The organism is Bradyrhizobium embrapense, assembly GCF_001189235.2.
Lineage (GTDB): Bacteria > Pseudomonadota > Alphaproteobacteria > Rhizobiales > Xanthobacteraceae > Bradyrhizobium > Bradyrhizobium embrapense.
On the sequence record NZ_LFIP02000005.1, the window covers coordinates 245424 to 267140 of the forward strand.

Annotated in this window: 21 protein-coding genes; 17 read left to right on the forward strand and 4 right to left on the reverse strand. The window is 64.4% G+C overall.

Translation table 11 applies throughout. The annotated features are described in order from the left end of the window. Nucleotides 1–65: 65 nt before the first annotated feature. Genes AKN83_RS23785 through AKN83_RS23795 form a run of 3 tightly spaced genes read right to left on the reverse strand, consistent with a single transcriptional unit; the run spans nucleotide 66 to nucleotide 2822 of the window. Nucleotides 66–1082 carry a sugar ABC transporter substrate-binding protein gene (locus AKN83_RS23785; RefSeq protein WP_050406098.1) on the reverse strand — a complete coding sequence of 339 codons (1017 nt, stop codon included), beginning with the start codon at nucleotides 1080–1082 and terminating at the stop codon, nucleotides 66–68. Between the two features lie 41 nt (nucleotides 1083–1123). Next, a complete protein-coding gene (locus AKN83_RS23790; protein ID WP_050406099.1) occupies nucleotides 1124–2095 on the reverse strand; it encodes an ABC transporter permease in 972 nt (323 codons plus the stop codon). Between the two features lie 19 nt (nucleotides 2096–2114). After that, on the reverse strand, nucleotides 2115–2822 hold the full coding sequence (locus AKN83_RS23795) for a TetR/AcrR family transcriptional regulator (protein ID WP_050406144.1): 708 nt from the start codon (nucleotides 2820–2822) through the stop codon (nucleotides 2115–2117). Nucleotides 2823–3237: 415 nt separating this feature from the next. Between AKN83_RS23795 and AKN83_RS23800 the strand changes: the two genes are divergently transcribed. The 16 genes from AKN83_RS23800 (at nucleotide 3238) to AKN83_RS23875 (ending at nucleotide 18532) form a co-directional block, all read left to right on the forward strand. Beyond that, nucleotides 3238–3990 (forward strand): STN domain-containing protein, encoded by a 753-nt coding sequence (locus AKN83_RS23800; protein WP_083992188.1) that lies wholly within the window; start codon nucleotides 3238–3240, stop codon nucleotides 3988–3990. Next, nucleotides 3987–4715: an energy transducer TonB gene (locus AKN83_RS23805; protein WP_063695490.1), complete on the forward strand. Its 729-nt coding sequence runs from the start codon at nucleotides 3987–3989 to the stop codon at nucleotides 4713–4715. The genes AKN83_RS23800 and AKN83_RS23805 overlap by 4 nt, the downstream gene beginning before the upstream one ends. 189 nt (nucleotides 4716–4904) lie before the next feature. Next, nucleotides 4905–5447: an RNA polymerase sigma factor gene (locus AKN83_RS23810; RefSeq protein WP_050406100.1), complete on the forward strand. Its 543-nt coding sequence runs from the start codon at nucleotides 4905–4907 to the stop codon at nucleotides 5445–5447. A 460-nt stretch (nucleotides 5448–5907) separates the two neighbouring features. Continuing rightward, nucleotides 5908–6891, forward strand: coding sequence for a FecR family protein (locus AKN83_RS23815; RefSeq protein WP_083992189.1), 984 nt, complete (start codon nucleotides 5908–5910; stop codon nucleotides 6889–6891). A 264-nt stretch (nucleotides 6892–7155) separates the two neighbouring features. Continuing rightward, the gene (locus AKN83_RS23820) at nucleotides 7156–8823 is read left to right on the forward strand and encodes a ShlB/FhaC/HecB family hemolysin secretion/activation protein (RefSeq protein ID WP_244522065.1); all 1668 of its coding nucleotides are present in this window, start codon (nucleotides 7156–7158) and stop codon (nucleotides 8821–8823) included. Further along, nucleotides 8823–10862 (forward strand): DUF2341 domain-containing protein, encoded by a 2040-nt coding sequence (locus AKN83_RS23825; RefSeq protein ID WP_050406101.1) that lies wholly within the window; start codon nucleotides 8823–8825, stop codon nucleotides 10860–10862. The genes AKN83_RS23820 and AKN83_RS23825 overlap by 1 nt, the downstream gene beginning before the upstream one ends. Nucleotides 10863–10867: 5 nt before the next feature. Beyond that, nucleotides 10868–11272: an ExbD/TolR family protein gene (locus tag AKN83_RS23830; protein WP_024578845.1), complete on the forward strand. Its 405-nt coding sequence runs from the start codon at nucleotides 10868–10870 to the stop codon at nucleotides 11270–11272. 19 nt (nucleotides 11273–11291) lie between these two features. After that, the gene (locus tag AKN83_RS23835) at nucleotides 11292–11825 is read left to right on the forward strand and encodes a hypothetical protein (protein ID WP_244522066.1); all 534 of its coding nucleotides are present in this window, start codon (nucleotides 11292–11294) and stop codon (nucleotides 11823–11825) included. Further along, nucleotides 11822–12631: a TonB C-terminal domain-containing protein gene (locus AKN83_RS23840; protein WP_244522067.1), complete on the forward strand. Its 810-nt coding sequence runs from the start codon at nucleotides 11822–11824 to the stop codon at nucleotides 12629–12631. Before AKN83_RS23835 ends, AKN83_RS23840 begins: the two co-directional genes overlap by 4 nt. A gap of 61 nt (nucleotides 12632–12692) precedes the next feature. After that, the gene (locus tag AKN83_RS23845) at nucleotides 12693–14561 is read left to right on the forward strand and encodes a putative porin (protein WP_050406102.1); all 1869 of its coding nucleotides are present in this window, start codon (nucleotides 12693–12695) and stop codon (nucleotides 14559–14561) included. A 2-nt stretch (nucleotides 14562–14563) separates the two neighbouring features. Beyond that, nucleotides 14564–15157: a hypothetical protein gene (locus tag AKN83_RS23850; protein WP_050406103.1), complete on the forward strand. Its 594-nt coding sequence runs from the start codon at nucleotides 14564–14566 to the stop codon at nucleotides 15155–15157. Beyond that, on the forward strand, nucleotides 15154–16206 hold the full coding sequence (locus AKN83_RS23855; RefSeq protein WP_050406104.1) for a peptidylprolyl isomerase: 1053 nt from the start codon (nucleotides 15154–15156) through the stop codon (nucleotides 16204–16206). The genes AKN83_RS23850 and AKN83_RS23855 overlap by 4 nt, the downstream gene beginning before the upstream one ends. 13 nt (nucleotides 16207–16219) lie before the next feature. Then, the gene (locus tag AKN83_RS23860) at nucleotides 16220–16747 is read left to right on the forward strand and encodes a YbjN domain-containing protein (RefSeq protein WP_050406105.1); all 528 of its coding nucleotides are present in this window, start codon (nucleotides 16220–16222) and stop codon (nucleotides 16745–16747) included. 39 nt (nucleotides 16748–16786) lie between these two features. After that, the gene (locus AKN83_RS23865; protein ID WP_347336837.1) at nucleotides 16787–17677 is read left to right on the forward strand and encodes a lytic transglycosylase domain-containing protein; all 891 of its coding nucleotides are present in this window, start codon (nucleotides 16787–16789) and stop codon (nucleotides 17675–17677) included. 152 nt (nucleotides 17678–17829) lie between these two features. Further along, nucleotides 17830–18243: a hypothetical protein gene (locus AKN83_RS41305; protein ID WP_244522068.1), complete on the forward strand. Its 414-nt coding sequence runs from the start codon at nucleotides 17830–17832 to the stop codon at nucleotides 18241–18243. Between the two features lie 112 nt (nucleotides 18244–18355). Then, the gene (locus tag AKN83_RS23875; protein WP_224924689.1) at nucleotides 18356–18532 is read left to right on the forward strand and encodes a hypothetical protein; all 177 of its coding nucleotides are present in this window, start codon (nucleotides 18356–18358) and stop codon (nucleotides 18530–18532) included. Nucleotides 18533–18578: 46 nt separating this feature from the next. Here the strand turns inward: AKN83_RS23875 and AKN83_RS23880 are convergent, their stop codons facing one another. Continuing rightward, on the reverse strand, nucleotides 18579–19619 hold the full coding sequence (locus AKN83_RS23880) for an AraC family transcriptional regulator (protein WP_050406107.1): 1041 nt from the start codon (nucleotides 19617–19619) through the stop codon (nucleotides 18579–18581). Nucleotides 19620–20025: 406 nt separating this feature from the next. Here AKN83_RS23880 and AKN83_RS23885 point away from each other — a divergent pair, with 406 nt between their 5' ends. Next, nucleotides 20026–21678 (forward strand): fatty acid--CoA ligase, encoded by a 1653-nt coding sequence (locus tag AKN83_RS23885; protein WP_050406108.1) that lies wholly within the window; start codon nucleotides 20026–20028, stop codon nucleotides 21676–21678. The last annotated feature ends 39 nt before the right edge of the window (nucleotides 21679–21717 follow it).

Genomic DNA, 21717 nt, shown 5'->3' on the forward strand with positions numbered 1-21717 from the left:
TTCGATTATGGGAGATCAACGTCCCGGGCCGGATGAGCCCGGGACGTCCAGCGGGAAGGACCGGGTTATTTCTTCAGGTCGCTGAGGTTCCAGCACGCGGTCTGGCTGTCAGCGTTCTCCTTGGTGATCGGAATCAGGGTGGTGTACTCGGAGCCCTTGACCGAGCCGGCCTTGGCGCCCGACGACAGCAGCCATTTGATGGTGCCGGCCATCTGCGCGGCCTGGGTCGGCACGTCGTAGCTCAAATTGAGGTCGAAGGCCCCGGACTTCACCAGTTCGCACGCGCCCTTGCGTTCGCCGCCGCCGGAGGTGGCGACGAACACCTTGCCGGTCAGACCGGCTTCCTTCACCGCGGCCGCGGTGCCGATGTCCATGCCATCCCAGAAGCCGACGATGCCGCAGAGATCGGGATTCTGCTTCAGCACGGTCTGGGTGATCGCCTTGGCTTTTGCGGCATCCCAGTCGGCGGCCTGGCTCGAGACCACCTTGATCTCCGGATGCTTGGCGAGCACGTTCTCGACGCCCTTGAGCGTGTAGGCGCTGGCGGCCGCCGAAAGTGCGCCCTGCACGATGGCGATCTTGTTCGACTTGCCCTGGCAGGCCTTGACCACGGCCTCGGTGTCCTTCTCGCCGATCTCGATCCAGTTGGCGCCGATGAAGGCCGAGGAGCGATAGGCCGATCCCATGTTGATCTGGATGACGTAGATGCCTTCGTTCTCGGCGCGCTGCAGCAGCTTGGCGTAGGTCTGCACGTCCGGATTGTGGATCACCATCACGGCCGGCTTTTCCGAGATCAGCGAGGTCACCGCCTGCGCGCCGGCATTGGTGTTCCAGTTGGGATCGCGGATCTCGAACTTGACGCCGAGGGGCTCGAGTTCCTTCTTCATGCCGGCGTACCAGCCTTCGGTGAGGTCGAAGTTCATGGCGACCGGAACGTAGGCCACCGTCTTGCCGGCAAGGGCCTCCTTGAACGGTTTCTGGAACGGCTCGTCGAGGCCCTGCTGGGCCAGAGCCGGGGCGGCGATGGCCGCGAGCCCGAGCGCTGCGGCGATCACCTTGGCAGTCCTGACAGCGTACTTCATTGCTTCCTCCTTGGTCGTGATTGATCGTTCTTTGACTTGGTTCAGATGTCGCCCTGCTGTGCCGTTTCTTCGTTGCGCGGATTCAGGAATGAGTCCGTGATGACGGCGAGCAGCAGGACGACGCCCTTGACGAGGTTCTGGCCGGCGTAGGAGATGTCCATGATGGTCATGCCGTTCAGCATGGTGCCGATCAGCAGCGTTCCGATGATGACGTTGAGCACGCCGCCACGGCCGCCCGACAGGCCGATGCCGCCGAGCACGACGACGAGAATGACGTCGTAGATCAGGGTCGAATTGAAGACGCGGGTCGGCATCGAATTCACGGACGCCGCCATGACCAGGCCCGCAAAGCAGCCGATCAGCGCCGCGACGACATATTGCAGCACGATGATCGGCCGCGAGGGGATGCCGGTGACGCGGGCCGCATAGGGATTGTCGCCGATCGCGTAGATGTAGGCGCCCCAGCGCGTCTGGCGCAGCAGGAAGGCGACCACCACGCAGGCGATCGCAAACATCACGATCGAGGTCGGGATGCCGGCGATGGTGCCTTGTCCGAGCCGCTCGAATCCCTTCATGCCGTCGCTCCACTGCACGACGTCGAGCTGAAACAGCGCGGCCTGTCCGAGGCCGGCGAGCAGCAGGCCGGTCGCCAGCGTCGCAAACAGCGAAGGAACCTCGGCGTAGGCGATCAGCCAGCCATTGACCAGGCCGAACGCGATCGTGAGCAGCACGGCGGTCGCAAGCGAAGCCGGCAGCGAGTAGCCGTTCTGCACCATCTGCAGCACGAGGCCGGGCGGGACCGCGAGCGCTGCGATCAGCGAGATGTCGATGCCGCGCCCGATCACGACCAGCGCCATTGCAAGTCCGAGGATGCCGAGCACCGCGACGTTCTGCAGCAGCGTCAGCATGTTCTCCGGTGTGAGAAAGCCGCGCAGGAAAATCGAGAACGCCAGGAACAGCACGGCGAATACGGCGAAGACGATCTCCTGTTGATTGAACCGCAGTCGCTTCATTGCCTCGTCCTTCCTGCTTCTATGGCTGCGCCGTCGGCCTGGATCTCGTGCGGCGCCCGGTCGCGACGCGGCCGGGCCGCGTCCTGCGGGCGACCGCGGCATCGACGAAGGCGCTGACGGCGTTGATGTAGGCCTCGATCGAGGTGCCGCGCCTGCGGTACTTCGCGCGCTTGACGTACCAGTCCTGCAGCAGCGGCTTGATCAGCGAAGCCGTCAGCGCGACCTGGTCGATGGCGAACACCCCGCTGGCGACGCCCTGCTTCAGGACGTCGGCGATGATCTTCTCGGTCATCACCTCCATTTCGATGGCGCGCTGGCGTTCCGCGGGCGGAAATGACTTTGCTTCCATGAAGGAGAACACGAACCAGGGCTGCATCGCCTCGCTCATGCGAACGTGGGTGGCGATGATCCAGTGCAAATGCTTGCGCGCATCCTGCTTCACGCTGGCGGGCGGTGCGGTAAGGACCTCGGCGGCAGTTTCGGCGACCTCGCTGAGGATCATCGACAGCAGCGTCGGCTTGCTGTCGAAATAGGTATAGAGGCCGCCCATGCTGAGGCCGGACGCCTCTGCGAGTTGGCGCAGCGTGGTGGCGTGAAAGCCGTGCTTGTTGGAAAGCGTGAGCGTGGCGCCGATGATGCGCGTGAGGTTCGGAACGGCGAGATGCGGCTTCTGGACCCGGATGGAATCCCGATGGCGTTCGAGAATGCGTGCGCAAAGCACGTCCATCGCGAACGCATTCGTCCCCGGCGGCTGACGCGCGAGACCCAAATTGCCTCCCTGGCTATGTCCCCGGACCATTTCATTTTGTTGCCGGTCCAGGCCGGGCTTTGCGCCCTTGCCTAAGTCCTAGCCCACGAACCGGCGTCCGGAAAAGGGGGGCGATCGAATTTTCTGAGAGAGCGCTCGCTCGTTTTTCGCCTGCGCCGCGTCTCGTGCCCGGTGCCGCTCCGGCGCGGTCGGGAACTTTTCGCGCTGAAAGGTCAGCACAAATTCCGGCACTCCACCCCAACAAGTTGCCGGTTAGACGGCCGTCACATTCCAGATATAAAGAACGCAGGCTCGCTGGCCGGTAGGCCGACCCGCACAGACATGCTGGCCGAATTTCACCCATCCACGGTCAACTTTGGGCCGAAGCAAGGTTATGACGGCAGTTGGATCACATGGTGCACGCGCGGGCGCTCCGGGAGCCTCCGCAACGTCGCGGTATCTGTTCGGGATTTGTGCCGCGCTCCTGATCGGCGGCATCTGCGCGGTTGCCGCCCAGCAGCGCGATACCGTCGTGGCATCCGCAGCGATCGAATTCAACATCCCCGCCCAGCAGCTTGCGAGCGCGCTGCAGGCTTATGGCGAACGAACCGGCGTTCAGGTGCTCTATGAGAGCAATTCTGCGACGGGCCGGAAGTCGACGTCGGTCGAAGGCAGACTGACGCCCGAGGATGCCTTGAATATGCTGCTGACCGGAACCGACCTCAAGGTCCAGTACATTCGTCCGGATGCCATCACGCTTGCTTCGCGCGGCGCCCGCGCCGACCATCCGCCGGCGAGCCCGCTTGCGACCGCGGATCTGTCGCTCGGCACGATGCAGGTGCGGGCGACCAGCGACGGCAACGACAGCGGCGCGCTGCGCGACTACAGCGAGAGCCTGCAGCTCGACCTGCAAAAGGCGTTGCAGAAGAATATCGGGTCGCGCGGCGGCAGTTATCAGCTCGTCGTCGATCTGTGGATCGATCCCTCGCGCACGATCCAGCGAACCCAGCTGCTGCGCTCGACCGGCGACCAGAACCGCGATGCGGCCGTGACCGCCGCGCTGCAAGGATTGACCGTCAGCCGGACGACGCCCGCGAATGCGTCGCAGCCGGTGCGGATCGCGATCCGGGTGAAATCGTTCCAATGAGTGCCAGCGACAGCAGCGGGACGGATGGCGCGCGCGACTTGAGGCCGATGACGCTGCGATTTCGTCCCGAAGATCCGAGCGCATGGACCTCGGGCGAGGTGCTGCGCCTGCTTCTGGTGCCGGCCATTGCGGCCCTGCTGTTCGTCGGGGGAATCTACTGGATCCGCCTGCTGCCGCCGGCCGGATCGGCAAGCCGGGAGCAGAGCTCGATCGTCCAGGTTCGGTTGCTGCCGAGCCCATCGCCTGCGCCGATTCCGGTTGCGCCCGCGTCGGAGCCGCAAACCGCGACGCTCGCGAGCCGGACCGAGGCGTCGCTGGAGAGCTCCGATCCGCCGCTCGACAATCTGACGGCGGCCCCGGCGCGGGAGCCGATGCCGGCGGAGCCGACCGTGCCGAGCCTGCGTCCGACGCCGTCGTCCGCCGACACGCCGCCGGACAGTGTTGCCGCCAAGTTTCAGCAGACCCTATTCCGCCACGTGGCGCGCTATCGGCGCTATCCGAGCGCGGCGCGGCCGGGGCGGTTGCATGGAACGGTCGAGACGTTGTTTTCGATGCAACGCGATGGCTCCGTCGTCGACGTCTGGGTCAAGACCAGTTCGGGGCAGGCCGTGCTCGACAAGGCCGCGGTGGACGCGATCCGCCGTGCGCAGCCGCTGCCATCGATTCCGTGGGGATTGCCCGATCGGCTCAACATCCAGATTTGGCTCGAATTCGATCCGTCTTGATCAGGCCGTCCAATCTTCATCGGGCGCTGCTATCGGCCCCGAGATGTGACCCTGGGGCCGCGCATTCCGTGTCGTTCGGAGTCGACTTGTTGCCGTCATAAATGTGTTGTGCGCGGCCGTTACGAGATGGGCCAAGCTTCAAGACAATTCAATCTGGATATCGGGCTGGTGTCTAGGAGGCCGCGAAACGTGGCTGAAATCAATCGAGTGCGGCTGCGGGGCCAGCTTGCAGATAACTACGACGGGCTGGTCAAGAAATTGACCCGCCGTCTGGGGTCGTCGGACTTCGCCTATGAAGCCCTGCACGAGACGTTCCTGCGGCTGGAGCGGGTCACTGACGCCGTGCCGATCCGCAGCCCCGCCGACTATATCTTCCGTATCGCGATCAACATCGCCAGGGATCGCCAGAAGGCGCAGAATCTCCGCGTCAGCGCGACTGAAATCGATTCGTTGCTCGACGTCAGCGACGACGGACCGAGCCCGGCGCGAATCGTCGAGGCGCGCTCCGATATCGATGCTTTCAAGCGTGCGTTGGCCAAATTGCCGGAGCGGCCGCGCGATGTGCTTTATCGTATTACGATCGAGGGACAGACGCCGAGCGATGTGGCGACCTGCCTCGGTGTCAGCGTACGAACGGTGGAAAGCGATTTGAAGTTGGCTCTGAGCCATTGTGCCGATTGCCTCGATTATACTCTCATCCGTCGTCTCGGCGGTCCTCGTCCCCGTTCGTGACCGAATTCGCCGCGGCCGCGACGCGCGCCGTCACGCGCAGCGGCCGTCGAAATTTGTTGCAGGAATTATTTCCAACAATTGCAGGCGCTTGACCTGAAATCAGGGGTCACAGGCTGCAGGATTTTCAACCTCCGTTCTGCGGGATAGCGGGCCTTCCGTCGTCTATAGGGTAGAAGCGATCTCATGAGGACCGTTTGGGTGCCTAGGAAAGGTTCGCTGGAAGTGTTGAGCCGCCTGAAAACACGTTCAGACCTGATCGGCCCGCCATGCCATCATCGCGCCGCCTCCCGGCGTGCGATGCGGCGCAAGCTGCGATTGCCGGTTGTTTCTGCTTGCGTTGTGCGCAACGGCCGATTGCAGTGCCCTGCTGCCGTCGGAATCGTCTATATAGCGACCTTCGCTATGTGCTCGACGCGATCGGGAGATTGAGGTTGGCGAGCAGGGTGATGAGCAATCCGTCGTGACCGAGCCGACGCGCACTTCCGGGCCCGATCCGTTGCTGGATGAGGCGCTTGACTGGGTTGTTCGGCTGAAAGCCGGCGCGCCGACGCGCGCCGACGTCGACGCGTTGCAACGCTGGCGCGCGCAAAGTCCCGACCACGAGGATGCCTTCAAGGCGGCTGCCCGGCTGCTGCGCAGCGCCAGCGCCGCGGCAAAGGAACTCGCCGATGAGCGGGCCGCCGCAGCCCCCGTGGTGGTGTTGCCGCCCCGGCCATCACGCTTCTTGACGCGCCGCATCCTGCTCGGCGGCGCGATCGCGGCCGCCGCCGGCTATATGATGATCCGCCCGCCACTCGACATGTGGCCGTCGATCGACGAACTCTCGGCCGACTACCGGACCGGAAAGGGGGAGCAGCGCAAGGTGATGCTGGCGCCCGACATATCGGTCGAATTGAATACCCAGACCAGCCTGGCGCTGCGGCCCACGCCGAACGAAACGCGGGTCGAGTTGATTTCGGGCGAGGCTTCAGTGGTCGCCCGACGGTCGTCGTCGACGCCGCTGGTGATGCTGGCGCGCGACGGGCGCATCAGCGCGCTGCAGGCCGATTTCAACGCGCGCTGCCTCGATGGCGTCGTTTCGGTGACATGCCTCGACGGTATCGTCACCGTCGAGCAGGACGGCCGCTCGGTGCAGCTTCGCAAGGCCGAACAGGTGACCTACTCGCGCGCCGGTTTGCAGGCATCGCTTCCGGTCGACGCCAAGCAGGTTGCGGCCTGGCAGACCGGATTGCTGATCTTCCGCGACCGGCCGCTGGCGAGCGTCGTCGACGAAGTGAACCGTTATCGCGCCGGAAAGATCATCATTACCAACGCGGAACTGAAACGCCGGCTCGTCAACGGCACGTTTCAGGTCGATAAGCTCGACAATTTCGTCGCACAGGTCGAGCAACTGTTTGGCGCGCGGATCACATCGCTGCCCGGCGGCGTGGTGTTGATGAGCTGACTAAAGTCGAACGAATCGCCGCCGCGCCGCTCGATTTCCTAACAAACCAAAAATTTCTTTTGCGCCGCCGCAGATTCTTTTGCGGGTTTGCATTCGCCCAAACGTCTTCTGAGTAAGGCGTCGTCATCGCGGCCTTCCTGTCGCGATGGCGCGCGTCTGCGCGAACTAAGTGGGACGTCTGTGCGTAGTCGAAGAGATCATCGGGATACTGGGCATCGTCAGCGATGTCGGATCGGGTTGCGTGTGTCTGCTGCGGCACTCGCCGTGGTTGGCTCTGTAGCGGCCGTCGTTCCGGCGCGCGCGGCGAAGGAAGCAGCGAAAGATGCGGCGACGGCCGCAGCGCCGGCGGGCAAGCAGCCGGCGCAAGCGAACGCACCGGCGCAAAAGTCGTCGGCGCCGCTGCAGCGCTTCGACATCGACGACTTTGCCGTGCAGGGCGCCGACAAGCTGCCGCAGATTGAGATCGAGGAGGCGATCTATCCCTTCCTCGGTCCGAACAAGACCTCGGATGACGTCGAGAAGGCGCGGGCCGCGCTGGAGAAGGCATATCACGACAAGGGCTTCCAGACCGTCAGCGTCGCCGTCCCGCAGCAGAACGTGACGGGCGGCGTGGTCACCCTCAAGGTGACCGAGCTGAAGGTCGGGCGTTTGCGGGTGAAGAACTCGCGTTATTTCGATCTCGACCGGATCAAGGATAGCGCGCCTTCCCTGAAGGAAGGCACCGTTCCCAATTTCACCGATGTCACCAAGGACATCGTGTCGCTCAACCAGTGGCCGGATCGCCGCGTGACGCCAGCGCTGCGCGCTGGTGTGGCGCCGGGCACCGTCGACGTCGACCTCAATGTCGAGGACAAGGCGCCGTTCCACGCCAGCCTCGAAGCCAACAACCGGCAATCGCCGTCCACCACGGCGAGCCGCGTCTCCGCCACCGTGCATTACGACAATCTATGGCAGCTCGGGCATTCCCTGAGCTTCACCTATCAGGTCGCGCCGGAACGCCCGAGCGACGCCGAGGTGTTCTCCGGCTCGTACATGGCTCGGATACCGAACGCCGATTGGCTCAGTTTGCTGTTCTACAGCGTCAAGTCGAACAGCAATGTTGCGTCGATCGGCGGCACCAATGTGGTCGGCCCCGGCACGATCATCGGCGAGCGCGCCGTGATCACGCTGCCGACGCGCGAGGGTCTGTTCCATACGCTGTCGGTCGGCATGGACTACAAGCATTTCGACCAGACCGTGAAGCTCGGCACCGACGGCTTCTCGTCGCCCGTCACTTACTATCCCGTCGTCGCGACCTATGGGGCGACGTTCCAGGAAGAGAAGTTCACGACGCAGTTCAACGCCGGCGTCACCTACAACATCCGGACGCTGAGCAGCCCGTGGGACGAGTTCGACGCGAAGCGCTTCAAGGCCTCGCCGAGCTTCACCCACCTCAACCTCGACGTCTCGCATACCCAGGAGCTGCCGGAAGGCTTCCAGCTCTACGGCAAGGTGCAGGGACAGATTGCCGACGGTCCGTTGGTCTCGAGCGAGCAGTTCAGCCTCGGCGGTCTCGATACCGTTCGCGGCTATCTCGAATCCGAGGTGCTCGGTGACAACGGCGCGGTCGCCAATTTCGAGCTGCGCACGCCCAATGTCGGCAGCATGTTGCAAGGCGAGCTCAAGAGCGAAACCGGCGACGGCAAGCCGCGCTTCATCACCTTCAACGATTGGCGCTTCTTCACGTTCTTCGATGCCGGATACGCGTCGATCCAGCAGCCGCTACCTGATCAGCAATCGTCATTCGTCGCATGGAGCTACGGCCTCGGCACGCGATTCAAGACGTTCGAGTATTTCAACGGCATGGTCGCGCTTTCGGTGCCTGGGGTCGCTCAACAATACACGCACGCAAACAGTCCGCGCGTGAACTTCCGAATCTGGGGTGAATTCTGATGGGGATGGGTCTTACTCTCGAGCGGGGCACGCGCCGGCCGGCGCTGCGCCGAGGCATTGCAAACGCTGCGACGGCATTGTTGTTCGGGCTCGTCGCCCTGGTGGCGTCGCTCGCGCCGGCGAATGCATGGTGGAACGACGAATGGTCGATGCGCAAGAAGATCACGGTCGACGTCAGCGCGACCGGGGCCAATGTCACCGATCCGATCGGCTCGGCGCCGGTGCTGGTGCGGTTGCATGTCGGAAACTTCCGGTTCAGCGCGGCGAAGGACGACGGCAGCGATCTGCGGTTCGTCGCCGGTGACGACAAGACGCCGCTGAAGCATCACATCGAGAAGTTCGACTCCCTGCTTGGCGAAGGCCTGGTCTGGGTCGCGGTGCCGAACATCGCGCCGGGCGCGCGGACCGATATCTGGCTCTATTACGGCAACAAGAAAGCCCTCGCGACCAGCGATCCCAAGGGCACCTACGATCCGGATACGCTCGCGGTCTATCACTTCAACGAGCGCGGCACGCCGGCGATCGATTCCTCGGTGTGGGCCAACAACGCCCAAAGCGTCGGTCAGCCGGCGGACGGTTCGCTGATCGGGACCGGCTTGCGGCTCGACGGCCGTACGCCGCTAACCATGCCGGCCTCGCCGTCGCTGGCGTCGCCGGATGGTGCCACGCTGACCTGGTCGGCCTGGATCAAGCCGGCTGCCTTGCAGCCCAACGCCGCGCTGTTCAGCCGGCGTGACGGCGCCAATGCACTGGTGGTCGGTGTCGATAATGGCAGCCCGTTTGTCGAGGTCACCAATGCCGGCTCCGTGCAGCGTTCGACCGCCGGAGCACCGGTGGCGGCCGGCAGCTGGCACCATGTCGCTGTCGTCGCGGCAAACGGCCAGGTCACGCTCTATCTCGACGGCGTATCCTACGCCGCGCTCAGCGCGAGCCTGCCGGCCCTCAATACCGTTGGCCTGATCGGAGGAGACTCGTCGACCTCCAGCGCTTCTCCGATCGCGCCTGCGACGGCCCCGTCCGCAGCAACACCGTCAGTGCCCCCTGATGCGTCGGCTGCGGGCGGTGGCGCCGCGCCCGCAGCGACGCCGGATGCGGCGGCGACGCCTGCTCCTGCGCCTGCTGCAGCCGCGATGGCCGGCTTCGTCGGCGACATCGACGAACTGCAGATCAGCAAGGTCGCGCGCCCCGCCGGACTCATCAAGGTGATGGCGATCGGGCAGGGTCCCGACCAGGCCAAGCTGATGGCATTCAGCGTCGATGAGGAGACCGCAAGCTGGCTGTCCGGCTACTTCGCGGTGATCCTGAAGTCGGTGACGCTCGATGGCTGGGTGGTGATCGGCATTCTGCTGATCATGGCCGCGGTCAGCTGGGTCGTGATGTTCGACAGGGCCTCGTATCTCAGCAAGCAGGCCAAGGCGAACGCTCAGTTCTTGAAGGGATTCCGCGAGATCGCCGCCGATCTCACCATGCTGGATCGCGGCGATGCCGACGACATCTCGACGCTGGGCGGACGTCTCACCGAGGCCGACGCCAAGATGATGCGCTCGTCCTCGCTCTACCGCATCTATCACATCGGCGCCGCGGAAATCCGCCATCGCTTCAACAACTCGCCGCGCGCTCCGGTGCTGTCGGCGGTCTCGATCGCGGCGATCCGCGCCGCGCTCGATAGCGGCGTCGTCAAGGAGATGCAGCGGCTCAATCGCCTCATGGTGGTGCTGACGATCGCGATCTCCGGCGGACCGTTCCTCGGCCTGCTCGGCACCGTGGTCGGCGTCATGATCACCTTCGCGGCGATCGCGGCGAGTGGCGACGTCAACGTCAACGCGATCGCGCCCGGCATCGCGGCGGCGCTGGTGGCGACCGTCGCCGGTCTCGGCGTCGCGATCCCGGCGCTGTTCGGCTACAACTACCTGATCTCCCGGATCAAGGACCTGACCAACGACATTCAGGTCTTCGTCGACGAGTTCGTGACCAAGATGGCGGAATTCTATTCCGCCGACCGGCCGGACCCGATCGAACATCGCGTCGCCGCGGAGTAATTGCGATGCAGATCCAGGCCGATTCAAAACCCTATGACGACATCAACATCACGCCGATGTTGGACCTCGCCTACGTGCTGCTGGTGATCTTCATCATCATGACGACGGCGACCGTGCAGGGACAGAAGGTCAATCTGCCGAAGGCTTCGGCAGCGCCCAGTCTTGCGACCCAGACCACCAAGGCGATCACGGTCGCCAATGACGGCAAGATCTTCCTCGACACGATACCGGTCACGCTGCCCGAGCTCGAGCAGCGGCTGGTGCAGCAGAAGGCCCTGACGCCCGAATTCCCCGTGGTGCTGCGCGGCGACGCGCAGGCGCAGTACCAGAGCGTGATGGACGTGTTCGACCTGCTCAGCCGCATCGGCCTGAGCCAGGTCGGGCTCGCCACCAAGCCGCTCGTGAAGTGAGCCAGCCGGAAGTGACGCCATGATCACGCAGCCAGCACCTTTCCCACTTACGGAGCGCAGGACGCTGCGGTCATGGCTGAGCGGCATGATGCGATCATTCGAGCACGGCTGCGGTGCCGCCGACGTCACGCGTGCCGACCCCGCGCCTCAGGTGTCGATCCGCGTCGGTATTGGCGCGGAGCTCCCCGTGTTGCCGGTCGCCCCGCTAGGGCGCGAAGAGCCGCGCGGCGAGGTGGTGGCATTTCCGGTTCATGGCGAGGCCCTGCTGGTCAAGCTCGCGGATGTGCTGCGCCGGCACGTCGCAGGCCGCGAGCCCGCTGACAACCCGTTGCGGCTGACGATCTCGCGATGCCCGTGGGCCCGCCTGTCGATCGACGCGATGGCCTATGTCGACTATTTGAGCGAGGTTGAGACCTTTCACGCGGCGATCGAAGCAGGCCCCGACACCAAGGTCATCCTGAAGACGACGGACTTCGACGCGCTTGCCAGCTTCGTGATGCAATACGTCAATGACAGGCTGCTCGACCGCGCCTCGGTGGAGGCCGCGCCATGAACGCGCCGATGCGGGACCAGAACGCGCGTGCCGCGCCGCCGGCCGACGATCACGATGTTGCCGTCCCGCCCGCAACAGTCGCGGCGCCGGCGAAGGCCGCCCGCAACACGGCCGCCCGAAAGGGCGAGCGCAGTGCACTGCTGCGTTACGGCGCGGTGGTGGCGGTGGTCGCGCTGTTCCTTGGCGGCCTCGCCTATTTCTTTCTCGGTCATGACGACCTGCCGCCGCCGCGTCAGGTGCGCGATCTCACCATCGTCAATGTGACGCTGCCGCCGCCACCTCCGCCTCCGCCGCCACAGCCGCAGCCCGAGCAGAAGATGATCGAGCAGCCCAAGATGGCGGAGCCCGAGTTCAAGGAAGAGAAGCCGGTCGACAAGCCAAAGGACGAGCCGGCCAAGGACGCCAAGAACGACGAGCCGCCCGGTCCGCTGTCGCTTGATGCCAAGCCGACGGGACCCGGCGATCTGTTCAATCTCGGCGGCAAGCCCGGCGGCAGCCCGTATGGCGGAGGCGGCGGAGGTGGCAGCCGCTGGGGTTGGTACACCACGATCATCACCTCGCAGGTCGAGGCGGCAATCCGCGCCAATCCGAAGACCCGCAACATGGCGACGCAGATCCAGGTGCGGCTGTGGGTGGATGGCTCCGGCCACGTCACCCGCGTCGTCCTCACGCCGTCATCAGGCAATCCGGAGATCGATGCCGCGCTTCGCAACGAGGTGATCGGCAGCCTGACGCTGCGCGAACCGCCGCCCAAGGACATGCCGATGCCGGTGGTCACGCGCGTCACCGCGCGACGGCCGAGCTGACGAGACCAACTGACGAACGACCAACCTCGAATTCAATGTGCGAGTGAGAACTGGGGGACTGATGTTTAAGAAACGAGCTCACGCAGAATGGCGCGCGTTGCCGCTTGCGGTGTCGCTGAGCGCGCTCGCCTGCGCAACGCCGGCCGTGGGCCAGACTGCGGACCAGGCCGCCGACCAGGCGCCCGCCGCCGCGGCGAAGCGGACCGATGCCAAGAAGCCGAAGGTGTCGAGCACCAAGCCGACATCGTCGAATGCCACCGTCAATCTCGTCAATCTTCTGGTGCAGCAGGGCGTCCTCAAGGAGGACCAGGCCCAGGCGCTGATCAAGCAGGCCGAGGACGAGGCCTATGTCTCCCGCCAGGCCGCCAAGGACGCCACGACCAAGGCCGACGACGCCACCAGGGCCGCGACGGCCGCCGCCGCGGCCGCGCAGCCGCCCGGCACCAGGCACGTCACCTACGTTCCCGAAGTCGTCAAAAAACAGTTGCGGGAAGAGATCAAGCAGGAGGTGATGGCCAAGGCGCAGAAGGAAAACTGGGCGTCTCCCGGAACCTACCCGGAATGGGCGCAGCGCATCCGCTTCTACGGCGATGCGCGCGTGCGCTATCAGGGCAACTACTTCCCGACCGGCAACGACCAGGCCGACGCCATCAACTTCAACGCGATCAATACCGGTTCGCCGTACGACCTTTCGAACATCACGAATCCTTACGGCGCGCCCACCTATGATGCTACGCAGGACCGTAACCAGTTCCGGATTCGCGGCCGGCTCGGCATGGAAGCGGATCTGCTCTACGGGTTCACGGCCGGCTTGCGCATCGCGACCGGCGAGAATAACTCGCCGGTATCGACTAACCAGACGCTTGGCACCACCGGGGGCAATTTCTCGAAATATGGCGTCTGGCTGGATCGCGGCTACATCAACTGGCAGGGCTGGAACGGCGATTTGAGCCTGTCCGCAGGCCGGTTCGACAATCCGTTCTGGTCGCCGACCGACCTGGTCTGGTACCGCGAGCTCGGCTTCGACGGCTTCGCGGTGCAGGCCAAGCACGAGGTGTGGGAGGGCTTCACGCCGTTCGCGGTGGGCGGCGCATTCCCGATCTACAACACCGATTTCAATGCCGGAATCAATCTGACGAATCCGCCGACCAAGTTCGCGAGCCACGACAAGTGGCTGTTCGGGGGCCAGGTCGGCTTCAATGCGCGATTCAGTCCGGAATACGCATTCCGGTTCGGTGTCGCCTTCTACGACTTCGACAATGTACAGGGGCAGCTCTCCAGTCCGTGCATCGTCGAGCTGTCAGGCGATGTTTGCGATACTGACCTGACCCGACCGTCCTTCGCGCAGAAGGGAAACAGCTATTTCGCGCTGCGTAACATCATCCCCGATCCCCCTGGCACGGGCAACAATGGCGGCACCAGCTTCAAGTACCAGTATTTCGGACTGGTCAGCCAGTATCGCCCGGTGGTGGTCAGCGGACAGCTCGATCTCGGACACTTCCATCCGACCCACATCGTGCTCGATGGCGAATACGTCAACAACACCGCGTTCAGCCGTTCCCTCATGAACGCCGCGGCGATGAACAACCGCGGGCCTAGCCCCGATGGCGGCAACACGCCCGGTCCGTTCAACGGCGGCAATCAGGGCTGGCTCGGCCGCGTCACCGTCGGCGACAGGGAAATCAAGCATCTCTGGGATTGGAACGTCCACGCCGGCTACAAATACCTCGAATCGGATGCCACCATCGATGCCTTCGCGGACTCCGACTTCGGCCTCGGCGGCACCAACCTCAAGGGCTATTTCGTCGGCGGCAATGTTGGTCTTGGCGAGAATGTCTGGGCGACCTTGCGCTGGATGAGCGCCAACAGCATCGCCGGCGTGCCCTATGCCGTAGACGTCCTGCAAGTCGACCTCAACGCGAAGTTCTGATCATGCGCATCGCACTCTTCGTCCTGATGATGGTGATCGGAGCATTGAGCTCCGGCACCGCATTTGCCCAGTCCGAGACCGACCGCCTGCGCGAGGCACTGCGCAGCGCGACGGCGCAGACCCGTGCGCTGGAAGACCAGCGCACGGCGCTGCAGGCAAAAGTGGCCGACGCCGATCGCGAAAAGGCGGCGGCCAAGAAGGAGGTCGACGACCTCAAGGCACAGCTGAAGAAAGCCGACAAGGAACATCGCGACGCCGTCGACGAGTTCAATCAGCGGCTCGCCGAACGCGACGATACGTTGGAGAAGTGGAAGTCGGCGTATGAGGAGGCAGCCACCGTTGCCCGCACCAAGGACGCCGAGCGTGCCAAGTTCGAAGGCGAGGCAACAGCGTACAAGGCAAGCACCAAGAGCTGCGTCGCCAAGAACGCCCAGCTGGTCAAGGCCGGCAAGGAGATGGTGCAGCGCTACAAGGACCTGACCATCGGCGAGATCGTGGTCTCGCGCGAACCGATGATCCAGCAGCGCCGGGTCGAAATCCAGAACCAGCTGCAGGAAAGCACCGACAAGTTCCTCGATCAGAAGGTGAATCCATGACGACCGCCCTCATTATGAAGCCGCTCCGGTCGATCGGTCTCGCCGCCGCCGTCGCCACGTTCGTTGCGCCGCTCGATGCCTCGGCGCAGACCCAGACGCAGGCTCCCGCGCCACGGACGGTGCAGGCTCCGGTCAGGAAGCCGCAGCCACAGCCCGCGGCGCAGGCCCAGGCCGCCGCCACGCCCGCACCGGCTCCCGTCGCGGCCGCGCCGAAACCGGCCACCGCGCCCGAGAACGTCATCGCGCGGGTCGGCGACACCAACGTCTCGGCCGATGATCTTCGCAGCTATGTCGCAGCCCTTGCCCCGCGCGAGCAGGCTGCGCTGGCCAAAGATCCGGCCATGCTCAGCCAGGCGGTCCGGCTGCTGCTCGCCAACCGCCTCGTGCTGCAGGAAGCGGTGGCGAAGAAGTGGGACCAGCAACCCGCCGTCGCCGCGCAGCTCGAACGGGCGCGCGAGGGCGCGGTGGTCGAGCTCTATTTGCAATCGGTGTCGACGCCGCCCGCGAACTTTCCGAGCGAAGATGATTTGCAGAAGGTCTATGAGGCCAATCGCGCCGCATTCCTGATGCCGCGCCAATTCCAGCTTGCGCAGATCTTCGTCGCCGCTCCGAAAGAGGGCGACAAGGCCGCCGAGGACAGGGCGAAGCAGGAGCTCGACGACGTGCAGCGCAAGCTGAAGGCGCCGGGAGCCGACTTCGCGGCGATCGCGCGCGGCGACAACAACGCCGCCAAGGATGCCGGCGACCTCGGCTGGGTTGCCGAGAACCAGATCCGTCCGGAGATCCGCAGCCAAGTGATGGGGCTCGCCAAGAACAGCGTGTCCGAGCCGATCAAGCTCGACGACGGCTGGCACATCATCAAGCTGATCGACACCAAGGCGTCCTATACCCGCACCCTGCCGGAAGTGCGCGACCAGCTGGTGCAGCAGATCCGCTCCGAGCGGTCGAACATGATGCGGCGGGCTTACCTCGCCGAGCTGCTGAAGCAGCATCCCCCCGTCCTCAACGAGCTTGCACTGTCGAGCCTGCTCGACGCGTCGAAGAAGTAATACGGAGATAAAGATGTCCGAGATCATCACCAAGCTCACCATCGAAGGATTGCGCGACAGCTTCCAGAATGTCGGCTATCGCGTCGAAACGCTGACCGATCCGGTTGCCAACACGACCTATCTGCGCTCGGCGACCGCGGGGCTCGGCTTCGAGATCCGGCCGGGAAACCAGCTCGTCGGCGAGGAACAGAGTTTTATCGACGCCATGCTGGTCACCACGCTCCAGGTGCAGGGCGAGCTGCCGCTCGACCTCGTCAATCGCTGGAACACGACGCGGCGGTTCGGACGGTTGCAGTTCAGCCAACCGTTCCTGATGTTCTGCCTCGACGTCTCCGTGGCCGGCGGCGTGGCGCCGAACTTTGTGCGGGCGCAGATCGAGGTCTGGGACCGGCTGGTTCAGGAGCTGATCGCCTATCTGCGCGAGGAGCTGCCGAAGATCGTCGCCCGGAATGGCGCGGCGGCTGCCCCGCAGCCGAGCGCGCCGGCTCAGCCGGCGCATGAGCACGCCGCGGAAGCGGGATCGGTTCCCACCATCCAGTAGGCCGCGCGCACGGGCGAGCATCAGGACCGCAACCGATCCATGTGTGACGGTGTCTTCACGATGAAGGCGAGCTGCTTCAGCCGATGGCGGAAGCAGCTCGATCCTGCGCGTCGATGGGGCGGTGGTATCGCTGTTGGCGGTCTTGTGCTCGCGCTTTGCCTCGTCCAGCCCGTCCATGCCGAGGGACAGACGCCGGCGCCGACATTCAGCACGCGTTTTGCTGCTGTCGAGTCGGTCGAACCTTCAGTCGACGCCACGGCAAAGCCGGCCGAGGCGACGAGCAAGCCGGCTGCGCCGGCCAAAGATGCGTTGAAGGACGGCGGCGGGAGAGCCCTCCCGCCTTCGCCGGTGAGCCAGCCCGCGGTGTCGGACGCGCGCATGCGCTATCGGGCGCTGATCGAGAAGGAGGCGGCTGGAAGCGGGCTCGCGCCCGAGATCGCCGAGGCGGTGATGGGCGTGGAGAGCGGCTACAATCCCGACGTGATCGGCGGCGTCGGCGAGATCGGGCTGATGCAGCTGCTGCCGTCGACCGCGCGGATGCTCGGCTTCTCCGGTTCGCTTGCCGAACTCGCGATTCCCGAGAACAATATTCACTTCGGTGTCATGTATCTTGCGCAGGCGTGGCGCCTTGCCGGCGGCGACCTGTGCACCGCAGTCATGAAGTACCGCGCAGGCCATGGCGAGACCCGCTTCTCCTATCTGTCGGTGAATTATTGCGTGGCAGTGCGCGCCCGGCTGTTTGCCCGCGGCTTTCGGGTGACGGGAACCGTCCCGGTCGCGACCTTCGGCGAACCGGGCCGTGCCGGTGGTGGTGGCGGCGGCTGTGGCCGCAAATGCCTCGGCGGCGGTGGACGCATCGGCCGCGTCGATCTGGTCGCGCTCAACACGCGGCTCAACGCACTTGTGATCCAGGCCCGGGGAGGGAAATAGCAAGGCCGCGCCTCTCGCGTTCTTCGTTGCCTTGATATCCTCGCTTGATATCTGCCCTTGGCTTCCTATCGTTTCAAACAGTTCTGGTTCTGCAAGGAGCAGCACCGATGAAAGTGATGATGTTGGCGGTCGCCGTTGCCGGATTGTCGGCGATGCAGGCACAGGCGCAAACGCAGACGCAGACGCAGCAGCGCACGCCGCTGCCGGAAATTGTCGTCGGCACACCGCCGTCGGCGCTCAACCTTAACCGCGACACCAGCGTCGGCACACCGCCGTCCACGCTCAACCTCAACCGCGACACCAGTGGCGGCACCGGCGGGGCTGCGGCAAGAGGCAGCGGGGGCTGCGGCGATGCGGCCTCGCTTGGCTGTATCAATGAGCGGTTGAAGAAACAGGTCGATCAGGTCAATCCGCCCGTGACCAACACGCCGCCGATCGACGCCAAATCGCAGGATCTCAAGGTGGGCGTGGTCAACATCCCGGCTGTGCGGCAGCAATATGGCCGCAACTTCGGGGTCTCGGCGTTTCCCTATCGCCCGCCAGCGCCGGTCTTCAGCCATCGATGATATGCGCGGAGACGTCTGTTTCGCACAGATCGTGACGCCGTCACATTTCTGACGATGGGCATATGGAAAATAGAGAGAGCAACGGTTTGCTGATTCCATGCGAAAATCTGACGTGACGTGCCCCCATTGCCAGGCCGGCTATCGCCGGATCGAATTGACGTCGAAGGGCGGCATCGCCGGCGAGTTTAGATGCCTGGTGTGTGACCAGTTGATCGAGCTGATGGACGGTTCGACCGATGTCGCCTTTCGGCTGACCGTGCAGCCGGGCAAGACGTCCTACGCGTATTAGCGCGGTCGTCCGCGCAAGCGAGGCGGCCAACGGTCGCCGTCTGCAATCATTCGCCGCGGATCTCGCTCGGGGCCTTGTTGGTCCAGCGGTGGAACGCGCGCCTGAAGTTTGCGGCATCGCTGAAGCCGAGCGCCAATGCGATGTCGTCATTGGCCAGCGTCGTGCTGCGGAGATATTTCAGCGCAATCTGGGTCCGCAGTTCGTCGTGCAGCGCGCGAAAGGAAAAGCCCTGCTGACGAAGCTGGCGGCGCAACGACCGGTCGTTCACGCCGAGCAGCTTTGCGATCGCTTCGAAGGTCGGGGGATTGGCGATGTCGCGAAGCAGGATGGCGCGGATCTTTCCGGCAATGCCGGTCCGCAATCTCAAGTCGCCGAGCAAGTCGTCGCAGAGGGCGACGATGGTCGGATAGGTCGTCTTGTTGCCGAGATCCGCTCTCCGGTCCAGCAATTGCGCCTTGAAGACGATCTGGTTGGCCGGCTGACCGAAGCGCACCGGGCATCCGACATGATCGAGTGGAAGATCGAAGTCCTGTGCCTGCGGGTAGGCGAGCGTGATTTCAGAGGGAGCGAAGCTTGGTCCCATGATGTCGCGCATCAGCGAAATGTGGATGCCGATCTGCATCTCGGCGACGAACCGGTAGAGCGCGGAATCGGCAAGTGCATGCAGATTGGGCTCGATGATCCATCTCGCAGAGACCTTGTCCTCGCTGAATTCGATCGTCGCCAGCGGCGCGGCGAGCGCGTGATAGCGCATCGCAAATTCCATGGCCTTGCGAAAGTCCGGGCAGCACAGCAACGCATAGCCATACATTCCGTAGGTCGAGACGTGGATCGATGCGCCGATGCGATAGGGCAAATGACGGTCGGTCGACAGGCGCAGCGCGTTTTGACAAACCGTCATCAGCTGCGTCAGCGAAATCCGCGCCTGCGGTGAGTGGACGTCGGCCAGCGGAATGCGCGTGTCGCGCAGGATGGCGTCGGCCGGGACGCCGGCGCCGGCCAGCATGTCGAAGACGGCGCCGAGCTTGGTGGTCTCATAGACCTGGTCGCCAGTGCCGACGGTCAGGATGTCGTTGCGGGAGCCCACCGGCCTCTTCAGTCGCGTGGTTGGTTGCAAGGTGAACCAGCCCTTCCTTCGGTCGAAAAGCAGTGCGCCGCAAACCCGGCCCGAGTGGATTTCCGCTTGCGAGCCCTTCGAACATAGTCGGTTCGCGCCATAACCCAAGAGTTATCAAGATTTATCAATGGGTCTCTCTTGGGGCCCTCTTGCTGCGCAGCAGCAAGACCGCCGCCATTGATGAGCGCGCCTTGTCCGGTTGAGACCCCGCCGATGTCCGTTTCGGACCTTCACAAATCTCGGGCGCCACGCGAGGCTTGGTCGTAATGTCACGCGGTCGGACCGTCGCGACATGAGGACGGCAGGCCACGCGATCCGCTCGCTCAGAACTGCGGACGCAACGGTCGGAGGAGATGCCAGGTCGAGGGAGGCTTCCATGGTCGGAAGGCTGATTCAGACTGCCCAATCCGCCTATCACTATCCGCTCATCTTCAAGCAGCTTTGGCACACGCCGCGCGTGCAGGCGCCGGATCAGGAGATCGTCTATCGAGATCTCAAGCGCCAGACCTATCGACACACCAGAGAACGGATCGGCCGCCTCGCCTCGGCGCTCAGCAAGGCCGGCGTAGAGCCTGGCGACACCGTCGGCGTACTCGAATGGGACAGCCATCGCTTCCTCGAAGCCTTCTTCGCGATCCCGATGATGGGGGCCGTGTTGCAGACAGTGAACGTCCGCCTGTCGCCGGAGCAGATCGCCTACACGATCGATCACGCCGGCGCGTCGACGCTGCTGGTCAATGAAGAGTTCGTCGGTTTGCTAGAGGGCATCAAGGCGCAGTTGCCCAAGGTCAAGCGGATGATCGTGATCTCGGACAAGCCGTCCCCGCAGACCGGCAACCTCTCCTTCATCGGCGAGTATGAGGGCCTGCTTGCGGCAGCCTCGCCGGATTACGACTTTCCCGACTTCGACGAGAACACCCAGGCCACCACCTTCTACACGACCGGCACCACCGGTCTGCCCAAGGGGGTTTATTACAGCCATCGCCAGCTCGTGCTGCACACCATCGCAGGACTCGCGCTGTTCGGCATGGCCGGCTCGCAGGGGCGCTTCTCGCGCGACGACGTCTATATGCCGATCACGCCGATGTTCCACGTTCACGCCTGGGGCTTTCCGTGGTCGGCGACGTTGGCCGGCACCAAGCAGGTCTATCCCGGCCGCTACGAGCCGGCGATGCTGGTCAAGCTGATCAAGAGCGAAGGCGTCACCTTCACGCACGGCGTGCCCACCATCCTGCAGATGCTGCTCAACGCCGCCGCTGCCGCCAAGGTCGATCTCCACGGCCTCAAGATGGTGATCGGCGGCTCGGCGTTGCCGAAGGCGCTGGCCAAGCAGGCGATGGAGGCCGGCGTCGACATCTTCGCGGGTTACGGCATGTCGGAGACCGGCCCGCTTGCCGCGGTCTCCCACGTCCATTCCAGGGATCTCAGCGGCGACCCAGACGGCGAAGTCGAATTCCGCACCCGCGCCGGCATGGCCGGCCCGCTGGTCGATCTGCGCATCGTCGATCCCGACATGAAGGACGTGCCGCATGACGGCAAGTCCGCCGGCGAGATCGTGCTGCGGGCGCCGTGGCTCACCCAGGGCTACTTCAATAACCCCGAAGGGTCGGAGCAGCTCTGGGAGGGCGGCTATCTGCACACCAGCGACATCGCCGTGGTCAGTCCGGGCGGCTACGTCCACATCACCGACCGGATCAAGGACGTGATCAAGACCGGCGGCGAATGGGTGTCCTCGCTGCAGATCGAGGATCTGATCTCGCAATGCGCCGGCGTCGCCGAGGCCGCGGTGATCGGCGTCAAGGACGACAAATGGGGCGAGCGGCCGCTCGCGCTCGTGGTCAAGAAGCCGGCCGGCGTCGAGGGCCTCAGCGATGTCGCCATCAAGGACCATCTCAAGGTGTTCGCCGACAAGGGCGTCATCTCGAAGTACGGCATCCCCGGCAGGATCCTGTTCATCGACAGCATTCCCAAGACCAGCGTCGGCAAGATCAACAAGAAGGAGCTGCGCGAGCTGTACGGCAATATGTGACGCTCCAGTACAGCCAAGAACGGATCGAGGAGGACGACG

What these genes read in the sequence shown, in the direction of transcription:
- AKN83_RS23845 (WP_050406102.1), top strand. Translation starts at nt 12,693, where the DNA reads ATGTTTAAGAAACGAGCTCACGCAGAATGGCGCGCGTTGCCGCTTGCG.
- AKN83_RS41305 (WP_244522068.1), top strand. Translation starts at nt 17,830, where the DNA reads ATGCAGGCACAGGCGCAAACGCAGACGCAGACGCAGCAGCGCACGCCG.
- AKN83_RS23790 (WP_050406099.1), bottom strand. Translation starts at nt 2,095, where the DNA reads ATGAAGCGACTGCGGTTCAATCAACAGGAGATCGTCTTCGCCGTATTC.
- AKN83_RS23850 (WP_050406103.1), top strand. Translation starts at nt 14,564, where the DNA reads ATGCGCATCGCACTCTTCGTCCTGATGATGGTGATCGGAGCATTGAGC.
- AKN83_RS23860 (WP_050406105.1), top strand. Translation starts at nt 16,220, where the DNA reads ATGTCCGAGATCATCACCAAGCTCACCATCGAAGGATTGCGCGACAGC.
- AKN83_RS23830 (WP_024578845.1), top strand. Translation starts at nt 10,868, where the DNA reads ATGCAGATCCAGGCCGATTCAAAACCCTATGACGACATCAACATCACG.
- AKN83_RS23835 (WP_244522066.1), top strand. Translation starts at nt 11,292, where the DNA reads ATGATCACGCAGCCAGCACCTTTCCCACTTACGGAGCGCAGGACGCTG.
- AKN83_RS23885 (WP_050406108.1), top strand. Translation starts at nt 20,026, where the DNA reads ATGGTCGGAAGGCTGATTCAGACTGCCCAATCCGCCTATCACTATCCG.
- AKN83_RS23785 (WP_050406098.1), bottom strand. Translation starts at nt 1,082, where the DNA reads ATGAAGTACGCTGTCAGGACTGCCAAGGTGATCGCCGCAGCGCTCGGG.
- AKN83_RS23805 (WP_063695490.1), top strand. Translation starts at nt 3,987, where the DNA reads ATGAGTGCCAGCGACAGCAGCGGGACGGATGGCGCGCGCGACTTGAGG.
- AKN83_RS23795 (WP_050406144.1), bottom strand. Translation starts at nt 2,822, where the DNA reads ATGGACGTGCTTTGCGCACGCATTCTCGAACGCCATCGGGATTCCATC.
- AKN83_RS23825 (WP_050406101.1), top strand. Translation starts at nt 8,823, where the DNA reads ATGGGGATGGGTCTTACTCTCGAGCGGGGCACGCGCCGGCCGGCGCTG.
- AKN83_RS23840 (WP_244522067.1), top strand. Translation starts at nt 11,822, where the DNA reads ATGAACGCGCCGATGCGGGACCAGAACGCGCGTGCCGCGCCGCCGGCC.
- AKN83_RS23855 (WP_050406104.1), top strand. Translation starts at nt 15,154, where the DNA reads ATGACGACCGCCCTCATTATGAAGCCGCTCCGGTCGATCGGTCTCGCC.
- AKN83_RS23865 (WP_347336837.1), top strand. Translation starts at nt 16,787, where the DNA reads ATGTGTGACGGTGTCTTCACGATGAAGGCGAGCTGCTTCAGCCGATGG.
- AKN83_RS23800 (WP_083992188.1), top strand. Translation starts at nt 3,238, where the DNA reads ATGACGGCAGTTGGATCACATGGTGCACGCGCGGGCGCTCCGGGAGCC.